Here is a 9,532-nt window from a genome sequence, read left to right as displayed (position 1 = left end):
CCAAACCCAGGCACCTCGGACCTCCTGAAATACTGCGGCGTCTTTGTTGGGGCGGCTTTGCCACCCAGCGCGGGGCAAGCCCGCTCACTACAAGAATCAGCCGTTTTATTCAGCTCTTACCTTCAAGAATCGCTGCATACCCTTCGCGGTAACTCGGATAGGCCGGGCGCCAACCCAGTGCTTTAGCTCGAGCATTACTGCATTGCTTGCTGCCGGCACGCCGCACACTGGCGTCTTCGGCCCATTCGGTCACACCCAGGTACTCGCGTAGCCAAGCCACCACTTCAGCCAGCGGCGCGGGCGCATCGTCGACACCGATATAGATCTTGTCCAGCGCCCCCCCCTGCTCCACATGGCGCAACAAAAACGCCAGCAGGCCTGCCGCATCATCCGCATGGATCCGGTTGCCATACAAAGGTGGCTCGATCGCCACGCGATAACCTTGGCGAACCTGGGTCAACAGCCACTCTCGGCCCGGGCCGTAGATACCGGTCAAGCGCACGATGGTCGCGGGGATACCGCTGTTGAGGGCGACATGCTCAGCCTCCAGCATCACTTGGCCGGAGTAACCTTTGGCCTGAGTGTCGGAGGTTTCATCGACCCACTCACCGTTCTGCTGTCCATACACACTGCTGCTGGACACAAACAACAGGTGCTTCGGCGCCTGGCCGTAGTCCTGCAGCCACTCCAGCACATGCTGCAAGCCTTGCACATAAGCGGCGCGGTAGCCGGCTTCATCGTGGTCCGTTGCGGCAGCGCAATACACCAGGTAATCAACCCCGCCGATCGGCCAGGTGTCAGGGCAGTCCTTGTTGAACAGGTCACCGGCAATGCCGATTACGCCGTCGGGCAGCCGCGAAATATCGCGACGCAGGCCGTGAACCTCCCATTCCGAGGCCAGCAATTGGCTAGCCAACCGACTACCCACATCACCGCAACCGGCAATCACAACAGAAGGCGCAGACATTTCAAAACTCCGTTCTTAAAGGCGCAGATTAGCCGCCGAAGATGACCAGCGGCCAGCAAAAGGACAAATAAAGTAACTGTATTACTTTAGTTAACAAGAATTACTTGCAATAATGACCGCCCATTTGTCCTCGGCCCAACGGGTCTGGAAGGGCGATCACCCATTTTCTTCTCTCAGGTCCGGCCAGCATGACACGTAATATCAACCCCGCTTCGCCAACCCTGCTTCACAGCCCCTCCCGCGCCTGGCGTGCGGTGGCTGCGATGCTGTTCAGCGTACTGCTGGCGCCGACCGCCGCATTCGCTGACGCCACCGCCCCAGCCGCTCCGGCCACTGCCGAGCACAGCACTGCAACCCCGGCGGCTCCTGCCGCCGCACCGGTTGCCACTGACCCAACACAGGCCGCCACTCCAGCGCCTGCCGCCGAACCCGGCGTTGTGCTGGAAGAAGACAACACCCTGGGCATGGCCCATGACCTGTCGCCGTGGGGCATGTACCAGAACGCTGACGTGGTGGTAAAAGCCGTGATGATCGGCCTGGCTATCGCCTCGATCATTACCTGGACCATCTGGATCGCCAAAGGCTTTGAACTGCTGGGCGCCAAGCGTCGTCTGCGCAGTGAAATCGCCCACCTGAAAAAGGCCACCACCCTCAAGGAAGCGAGCGACACCGCGACCAAGAAGGGCACCCTGGCCAACCTGCTGGTACACGACGCACTGGAAGAAATGCGCCTGTCGGCCAACACGCGTGAAAAAGAAGGCATCAAGGAGCGCGTAAGCTTCCGCCTGGAGCGCCTGGTGGCCGCCTGCGGTCGCAACATGAGCAGCGGCACCGGTGTACTCGCGACCATCGGCTCTACCGCGCCATTCGTCGGCCTGTTCGGCACCGTATGGGGCATCATGAACAGCTTCATCGGTATCGCCAAAACCCAGACCACCAACCTCGCCGTCGTAGCCCCCGGTATCGCAGAAGCCTTGCTGGCTACCGCCCTGGGTCTGGTTGCGGCGATTCCTGCGGTGGTGATCTACAACGTGTTCGCCCGTTCGATTGCCGGCTACAAGGCGCAGGTGTCGGATGCGTCGGCAGAAGTCCTGTTGCTGGTCAGCCGCGACCTCGATCACCTGCCTACCGAGCGCAGCTCGCAACCGCACATGGTGAAAGTGGGGTAATCGGCCATGGGCCTGCATTTGAATCAAGGCGACGACGAGCTCGTCGAGAACCACGAGATCAATGTCACGCCGTTTATCGACGTGATGCTGGTGCTGCTGATCATCTTCATGGTGGCGGCTCCACTGGCGACTGTAGACATCAAGGTCGACCTGCCCGCGTCCAGCGCCAAGCCCGCGCCGCGGCCGGAGAAACCGATCTTCCTCAGCGTCAAGGCGGACCAACGCCTGTTCCTGGGTGAAGAAGAGGTCAAGGCTGAAACCCTGGGCCCGGTGCTCGACGCCAAGACCCAAGGCAAGAAAGACACGACGATCTTCTTCCAGGCCGACAAGGGCGTGGACTACGGCGACCTGATGAGCGTGATGGATGCCCTGCGGGCAGCCGGCTACCTCAAGGTGGGCCTGGTCGGACTTGAGACGGCAGCCAAGAAATGATCACGACGCGCCACAAACTGACGCGTTATGGCACCAGCCTTGCCGTCGTGCTGGGCGTGCATGCCGTCGCGATCATCATCGCGCTCCAATGGTCCGCGCCGCATCCGGTGCAGCTGCCGCCGGCGGCCATGGTCATCGACCTGGCGCCGATGCCGGCACCACCACCGCCGGCGCCGCCCAAGGTCATCACGCCGCCGCAACCGCCCGCTCCGGTGGAAGAGCTGCCCCTGCCGAAACTGGCCGAGGCGCCCAAGCCAACGATCCAGGTGCCCAAGCCGGTCAAACCCAAGCCCAAGCCTGCGCCGCCCAAACCGGTAGAGAAGAAGCCCGAGCCGCCCAAGGAGAAACCTTCCGAAGAGCCGCCGAGTGAAACACCACCGACCAACGCGCCTGCAGAAAAGTCGGCCCAGCCGGTGCCCGGCCCGTCACCCCAACAGGTCGCCGCCAAAGCATCCTGGGAAGGTGCCCTGCTGGCGCATCTGCAGAAGTACAAGAAGTACCCGCCAAGCGCCCAGCGCAGCGGCAAGGAAGGCCTGAACCGCTTGCGCTTCGTGGTCGATGGAGAGGGCAATGTGCTGTCCTATGAGTTGGTAGGCCGCTCCGGCAACGCCGACCTGGACCGTGCGACCCTGGACATGATCCGTCGTGCCCAGCCACTGCCCAAGCCGCCGGCCGACATGTTGAAAGGTGGCAGCATCGAAATCGTTGCGCCCTTCGTCTACAACATCGAAAAGCGCCGCCGGTAACGCTGAGCGTGGTGAGGGGCAACTCTCACCACCTTCAGCAAAATCCCCACTCAATCCCCACCAAAGTTCTGATAACGTGCGTCTATCGATTGCAGCCGGTATGCTTGGGCTGTACCTCATGGACGCCCGCTATGACTCTTACAGAATTACGCTACATCGTGACCCTCGCCCAAGAGCAGCACTTCGGCCATGCGGCCGAGCGTTGCCATGTCAGCCAACCGACCCTGTCGGTGGGCGTGAAAAAGCTTGAAGACGAACTCGGTGTGCTGATCTTCGAGCGCAGCAAAAGCGCCGTGCGCCTCACCCCGGTGGGTGAAGGCATTGTGGCCCAGGCCCAGAAAGTCCTGGAGCAGGCGCAGAGCATTCGCGAGCTGGCCCAGGCCGGCAAGAACCAGCTGACCGCGCCTCTGAAGGTTGGCGCCATCTATACGGTCGGCCCCTACCTGTTCCCGCACCTGATTCCGCAACTGCATCGCGTTGCACCGCAGATGCCGTTGTACATCGAAGAAAACTTCACTCATGTGCTGCGCGACAAGCTGCGCAACGGTGAGCTGGACGCGATCATCATTGCCCTGCCATTCAACGAAGCAGACGTGCTGACCCTGCCGCTCTATGACGAGCCGTTCTATGTGCTGATGCCGGCCTCGCACCCATGGACGCAGAAAGACACGATCGACGCCGGCCTGCTCAACGACAAGAGCCTGTTGCTGCTCGGCGAAGGCCACTGCTTCCGCGACCAGGTGCTCGAAGCCTGCCCGACCCTGACCAAGGGCAACGACGGCGCCAAGCACACCACCGTGGAGTCCAGCTCCCTGGAGACGATTCGCCACATGGTCGCCTCCGGCCTGGGCATTTCGATCCTGCCGCTGTCGGCAGTGGACAGCCATCACTACGCCCCCGGCGTGATCGAAGTGCGCCCGCTCACGCCACCCGTGCCGTTCCGTACCGTGGCCATTGCCTGGCGCGCCAGTTTCCCGCGGCCCAAGGCCATTGAGATCCTCGCCGACTCGATCCGCCTGTGCTCGGTGGCCAAGCCGACGGCTGCGAGCTGACACGTCGTATGACTGAACTGTCGCAGGTGTCGGTGACGGCACTCAAGGGTGTCGGTGAAGCCATGGCCGAAAAACTGGCCAAGGTCGGCCTGGAAAACCTCCAGGACGTGCTGTTCCACCTGCCGCTGCGCTATCAGGACCGCACCCGCGTGGTACCTATCGGCCAGTTGCGGCCTGGGCAGGATGCGGTGATCGAAGGCACCGTCAGCGGTGCCGACGTGGTCATGGGCAAGCGCCGCAGCCTGGTGGTACGCCTGCAGGACGGCACCGGCGGGCTGAGCCTGCGCTTCTACCACTTCAGCAACGCACAGAAAGAGGGCCTCAAGCGCGGCACCCGCGTACGCTGCTACGGTGAGGCGCGCCCCGGCGCCTCGGGCCTGGAGATCTACCATCCGGAATACCGCGCCATCACTGGCGACGAGCCGCCGCCGGTAGATACCACGCTGACGCCCATCTACCCGCTCACCGAAGGCTTGACTCAACAACGCCTGCGCCAGCTGTGCATGCAGACCCTGACGATGCTCGGCCCGAAGAGCCTGCCCGACTGGCTGCCCCTGGAGCTTGCCCGCGATTACCAATTGGCGCCCCTGGACGATGCGATCCGCTACCTGCATCACCCACCCGCCGACGCCGATGTCGACGAACTGGCCCTGGGTCATCACTGGGCCCAGCACCGCCTGGCCTTCGAAGAACTGCTGACCCACCAACTGTCCCAGCAACGTCTGCGCGAGAGCATGCGCTCGCTGCGCGCGCCGGCGATGCCCAAGGCCACGCGTTTGCCCGCACTCTACTTGGCCAACCTCGGCTTTACCCCGACCGGAGCACAACAGCGCGTCGGCAATGAAATCGCCTACGACTTGAGCCAGCAGGAACCGATGCTGCGCCTGATCCAGGGCGACGTAGGCGCCGGCAAGACCGTGGTCGCCGCCCTCGCCGCCCTGCAAGCACTGGAGGCCGGTTACCAGGTCGCGCTGATGGCGCCTACGGAGATCCTTGCCGAACAGCATTTCATTACCTTCAAACGCTGGCTCGAACCCTTGGGTCTGGAAGTCGCGTGGCTGGCCGGCAAGCTCAAGGGCAAGAACCGTGCGGCGGCGCTGGAACAGATCGCCGCAGGTGCGCCGATGGTGGTCGGCACCCACGCATTGTTCCAAGACGAAGTGCAGTTCAAGAACCTGGCACTGGTGATCATCGACGAGCAACACCGCTTCGGCGTGCAGCAGCGCCTGGCTCTGCGCCAGAAAGGCGTGGGCGGGCGCATGAACCCGCACCAGTTGATCATGACCGCCACCCCGATCCCGCGCACCCTGGCCATGAGCGCCTATGCCGACCTCGACACCTCGATCCTCGACGAACTGCCTCCCGGCCGTACCCCCGTCAATACCGTCCTGGTCACCGACACCCGCCGCGTGGAAGTAATCGAGCGCGTACGCGGGGCCTGCGCCGAAGGTCGTCAGGCCTATTGGGTGTGCACGCTGATCGAAGAGTCCGAAGAACTGACCTGCCAGGCCGCCGAAACCACGTACGAAGACCTCAGCAGCGCCTTGGGCGAATTGAAGGTCGGGTTGATCCACGGCCGCATGAAGCCTGCGGAAAAAGCCGCGGTGATGGCCGAATTCAAGGCCGGCAACCTGCAACTGCTGGTGGCCACCACGGTAATCGAGGTGGGTGTGGACGTACCCAACGCCAGCCTGATGATCATCGAAAACCCCGAGCGCCTGGGCCTGGCGCAATTGCACCAGCTGCGCGGCCGTGTCGGCCGGGGCAGCGCGGCCAGCCATTGCGTGCTGCTGTATCACCCGCCGCTGTCGCAAATCGGTCGTCAGCGCCTGGGCATCATGCGTGAAACCAACGACGGTTTTGTCATCGCCGAGAAAGACCTCGAACTGCGCGGCCCCGGCGAAATGCTCGGCACCCGCCAGACCGGCCTGCTGCAATTCAAGGTCGCCGACCTGATGCGTGACGCCGACCTGTTGCCCGCCGTGCGTGACGCGGCACAAGCGCTACTGGAGCGCTGGCCGGAGCATGTCAGCCCATTGCTGAATCGTTGGCTACGACATGGACAGCAATACGGCCAAGTGTGACGCCTGCCTCACTTTCCGACCAACACCTGTATCAAGCTGGTTATACTTCTTGGACTGTACGAATTTGGATCAGGCCATGTCAGAAGTAGCCCTCGCCACAGCCCCACTGACCGCTCCGCCGGTCATTCGGGCTCTGCTCGCAAAGCTCGCCATCCCCTACACGGAAGTTGCCGAACAACCTGGCCTGAATCCCGCGCGAAAGGTCCAGGTGGTACTGCTGGAAGATGCCGTTGGCGCTCTCATGGTGCTGTTCCCCCAGAACCAGTTGCTTGACCTCAACCGCTTGGCCGAACTGACCGGGCGCCGCCTGACGGCCGTAGCGCCGGAGCGCATCGAACGCATGCTGGGCAAGCATGAATTGAGCCTGCTACCCGGGCTGCCCGCGCTCACCAGCTCGCCATGCCTGTACGAAGGCAGCTTGCTCAACGAACCGAGCCTGCTGGTGCATTCGGGCGAAGCCGGGCTGCTGCTGGAAATTGCCAGCGACATGTTCAAGACCATGCTCACCAAGGCCAGCGCCGGGCACTTCGGCGAGCCGTTGAGCAACATCCGCCCTAACCTCGATCGTCCCAATGATGACCGCGAGGAAATTACCCAGGCGATGCAGGCGTTTACCGCCCGTCGTATCCAGCAACGCCTGGAAGCGACCATCGAAATTCCGCCGCTGGCCGATACCGCGCAAAAAATCATCAAGTTGCGCGTCGACCCCAACGCCACCATCGATGACATTACCGGCGTGGTCGAAACCGACCCGGCCCTGGCTGCCCAAGTGGTGAGCTGGGCCGCGTCGCCGTACTACGCCTCGCCAGGCAAGATTCGCTCAGTGGAAGACGCCATCGTGCGTGTGCTGGGCTTTGACCTGGTGATCAACCTGGCGCTTGGCCTGGCCCTGGGCAAGACCCTGAGCCTGCCCAAAGACCATCCGCACCAGGCCACCCCGTACTGGCACCAATCGATCTACACCGCCGCCGTGATCGAAGGCCTGACCCGCGCCATGCCGCGCTCCCAGCGCCCGGAAGCCGGCCTGACCTACCTGGCCGGCTTGCTGCACAACTTCGGTTACCTGCTGCTGGCCCACGTGTTTCCGCCGCATTTCTCGTTGATCTGCCGCCACCTGGAGGTCAACCCGCACCTGTGCCACAGCTATGTCGAACAGCACCTGCTGGGCATCAGCCGCGAGCAGATCGGCGCCTGGCTGATGCGCTACTGGGACATGCCGGACGAACTGTCCACCGCCCTGCGCTTCCAGCACGACCCGGCCTACGATGGCCAATACGCCGAGTACCCGAACCTGGTGTGCCTGGCCGTACGTTTGCTGCGCAGCCGTGGCATCGGTTCCGGGCCGGATGAAGCGATCCCGGAGGCGCTGCTCGAGCGCCTCGGGTTGAGCCGTGACAAGGCAGAGGACGTGGTGGGTAAAGTGCTGGATGCCGAGGTGTTGTTGCGCGAGTTGGCATCGCAGTTCAACCAAGGCTGACGCTCAGCTTGTGTAGTGAGCGGGCTTGCCCCGCGCTGGGTGGCAAAGCCACCCCAACAGCAACGCCGCGGTGTTTCAGAGAGACCGAGGTGCCTGGGTTTAGGGCGGCTGCGCCACCCAGCGCGGGGCAAGCCCGCTCACTACAAAGCGGTGTCAGGCTTTCTTTTTCTTCGGCTTCAAATATTTGGTCAAGCCCTGGAACCAGATTACCAGCGCCGGGTTTCCCTTGATCTGGATCGACTTGTCCTGAATCCCCGTCATGAACGCCAGTTGCTTGTTCTTCGCCTGCATCGTGGCAAAGCCATAAGCAGCGTCTTTGAAGGCGATGGCAAATGCCGGTGACGGGTGCACACCCGAACGGCTGGTGATGCGCTGGTCTTTGACGATGAAGTGACGGGCAACCTTGCCGTCGAGGGTCTGCAACTGGAACGCCAGGTCTTTATCACCCAACTGTTGCTGGAAGGCAGGATTGGTGCGGCTGGCTTTGCCCATCATCAGGCCCAGCACCCACAGCAGAAGACGAAATTTCATGCACACGGCCTCGGTGTATTTGTTAAGTGGCCGCAGCAGTGTAACGATTTGCAGGCAGAACGCCACCGATCTCGCGCTTTAGCGGGAGATCGGCAGGCGTTTAACGCTTATAGCAACATCTTGCTTAAACGTTAGGGCAAGGCACCGGCGCCCAGTCGGCCAAGTTCGGATCGCGGCAAGTACCTTCGATCTGGGCCTTGCCGGCGCTGGCAACCTGCTTGCTTTCAGCTTGCTTGGCCTGCACGGTCTGGATGCTCTTCTCGGTAGTGACCGCTTCTTTAGGCACGGTTGGCAGCACCGGCTTTTTCGCAGGTTTTACGGCTTTCTTACCCTTGGTCGGCGCTACCACAGGCGTGGTGTCGGCGGTGGCGACGGTGACCACGTCGGTGCGTTGCACGCCAACCTGTTGCAGGTCTTTCTCATAAGCCTGGGTGTAGTTGTTCAGGTCTTCACTGGCCTTGCCGTTGACCGCGACGATCAGGTCGTTGGACTCCTTCAGGCCCGCGACGATTTCCGCCAGGCGCTTGCGGCCTTCGGTGTCGTTGACGGTCTTGGCCTTGCGGTCATTCACCAGCTGGGTGAACGCGCTCTGATAGCACTGCTGGGACGCTTTGGCGTAAGCGGTGCTGCGGTCGATGTCGGACGCGCTTTTATTGAAGTCGGTGGAGTAGGACGCGATGCGCTGCTTGTCATCGGCGATCTGCTTTTGACGCTCGGTGTAGTAACCCGCCGCGCCGCCAGCCAGTGCACCGCCCGCAGCACCAATGGCCGCGTTACGACCGCGCTTGTCGGCGTCGCCGGTCAGGGCACCCAGCAATGCACCACCGGCCGCGCCGATGGCCGCACCGGTCACCACCGACTTGGTCATGTTCGAATCGGTGGCGCGCAGGTGCTGCACCGGCTCGTAGCAGTTCGGGTAGTACTCGACCTTGGTGCTCGACGCGACCTTGGACGCCGGTGACGTGGCGCAACCAGTCAATACGGTACTGAAACCGGCTGCGATCAGCAGCAGGTGACGCTTGGAAACCGCCTTACGGGAAAAAAGCATAGGTGTGATCTCTGTTAAGTTTGACT

At 62.5% G+C, this 9,532-nt stretch carries 9 protein-coding genes; 6 read left to right on the top strand and 3 right to left on the bottom strand.

Annotation, left to right across the window (positions count from 1 at the left end):
- Nucleotides 1-109: 109 nt before the first annotated feature.
- Nucleotides 110-967 carry an SDR family oxidoreductase gene (locus ACQRBT_RS09885; RefSeq protein ID WP_412046215.1) on the bottom strand — a complete coding sequence of 286 codons (858 nt, stop codon included), beginning with the start codon at nt 965-967 and terminating at the stop codon, nt 110-112.
- A 188-nt stretch (nt 968-1,155) separates the two neighbouring features.
- Between ACQRBT_RS09885 and exbB the strand changes: the two genes are divergently transcribed.
- The 6 genes from exbB to ACQRBT_RS09855 all read left to right on the top strand — a co-directional run bounded on the left by exbB (nt 1,156) and on the right by ACQRBT_RS09855 (nt 7,927).
- On the top strand, nt 1,156-2,136 hold the full coding sequence (gene exbB / locus ACQRBT_RS09880) for a tonB-system energizer ExbB (protein ID WP_198761018.1): 981 nt from the start codon (nt 1,156-1,158) through the stop codon (nt 2,134-2,136).
- Between the two features lie 6 nt (nt 2,137-2,142).
- Complete coding sequence (gene exbD / locus ACQRBT_RS09875) at nt 2,143-2,568, top strand: TonB system transport protein ExbD (RefSeq protein WP_003195519.1); 426 nt, start codon at nt 2,143-2,145, stop codon at nt 2,566-2,568.
- The gene (locus ACQRBT_RS09870; protein ID WP_411984916.1) at nt 2,565-3,314 is read left to right on the top strand and encodes an energy transducer TonB family protein; all 750 of its coding nucleotides are present in this window, start codon (nt 2,565-2,567) and stop codon (nt 3,312-3,314) included. The genes exbD and ACQRBT_RS09870 overlap by 4 nt, the downstream gene beginning before the upstream one ends.
- A gap of 131 nt (nt 3,315-3,445) precedes the next feature.
- A complete protein-coding gene (locus tag ACQRBT_RS09865; RefSeq protein ID WP_016975936.1) occupies nt 3,446-4,366 on the top strand; it encodes a hydrogen peroxide-inducible genes activator in 921 nt (306 codons plus the stop codon).
- 8 nt (nt 4,367-4,374) lie between these two features.
- Nucleotides 4,375-6,450 carry an ATP-dependent DNA helicase RecG gene (gene recG / locus ACQRBT_RS09860; RefSeq protein ID WP_060756688.1) on the top strand — a complete coding sequence of 692 codons (2,076 nt, stop codon included), beginning with the start codon at nt 4,375-4,377 and terminating at the stop codon, nt 6,448-6,450.
- Between the two features lie 76 nt (nt 6,451-6,526).
- The gene (locus ACQRBT_RS09855; protein ID WP_412046216.1) at nt 6,527-7,927 is read left to right on the top strand and encodes an aminoacyl-tRNA deacylase and HDOD domain-containing protein; all 1,401 of its coding nucleotides are present in this window, start codon (nt 6,527-6,529) and stop codon (nt 7,925-7,927) included.
- Nucleotides 7,928-8,080: 153 nt separating this feature from the next.
- Here ACQRBT_RS09855 and ACQRBT_RS09850 read toward each other — a convergent pair whose 3' ends face one another.
- Nucleotides 8,081-8,458 (bottom strand): helicase, encoded by a 378-nt coding sequence (locus ACQRBT_RS09850; RefSeq protein ID WP_104995025.1) that lies wholly within the window; start codon nt 8,456-8,458, stop codon nt 8,081-8,083.
- Nucleotides 8,459-8,582: 124 nt separating this feature from the next.
- Entirely contained in the window at nt 8,583-9,506 is a 924-nt protein-coding gene (gene tagQ, locus ACQRBT_RS09845) for a type VI secretion system-associated lipoprotein TagQ (protein WP_060756676.1), read from the bottom strand.
- Between the last annotated feature and the right edge of the window lie 26 nt (nt 9,507-9,532).

Source organism: Pseudomonas sp. R19M (genome assembly GCF_050312585.1).
GTDB classification, from domain to species: Bacteria; Pseudomonadota; Gammaproteobacteria; order Pseudomonadales; family Pseudomonadaceae; genus Aquipseudomonas; species Aquipseudomonas palleroniana.
Note: the sequence above shows the minus strand (reverse complement) of the source record. Positions and strands in the feature narration are given on the sequence as shown.

Coding starts and splice junctions, on each gene's coding strand:
- exbD (WP_003195519.1), top strand. CDS start 2,143: ATGGGCCTGCATTTGAATCAAGGCGACGACGAGCTCGTCGAGAACCAC.
- ACQRBT_RS09865 (WP_016975936.1), top strand. CDS start 3,446: ATGACTCTTACAGAATTACGCTACATCGTGACCCTCGCCCAAGAGCAG.
- ACQRBT_RS09870 (WP_411984916.1), top strand. CDS start 2,565: ATGATCACGACGCGCCACAAACTGACGCGTTATGGCACCAGCCTTGCC.
- ACQRBT_RS09885 (WP_412046215.1), bottom strand. CDS start 967: ATGTCTGCGCCTTCTGTTGTGATTGCCGGTTGCGGTGATGTGGGTAGT.
- ACQRBT_RS09850 (WP_104995025.1), bottom strand. CDS start 8,458: ATGAAATTTCGTCTTCTGCTGTGGGTGCTGGGCCTGATGATGGGCAAA.
- tagQ (WP_060756676.1), bottom strand. CDS start 9,506: ATGCTTTTTTCCCGTAAGGCGGTTTCCAAGCGTCACCTGCTGCTGATC.
- ACQRBT_RS09855 (WP_412046216.1), top strand. CDS start 6,527: ATGTCAGAAGTAGCCCTCGCCACAGCCCCACTGACCGCTCCGCCGGTC.
- recG (WP_060756688.1), top strand. CDS start 4,375: ATGACTGAACTGTCGCAGGTGTCGGTGACGGCACTCAAGGGTGTCGGT.
- exbB (WP_198761018.1), top strand. CDS start 1,156: ATGACACGTAATATCAACCCCGCTTCGCCAACCCTGCTTCACAGCCCC.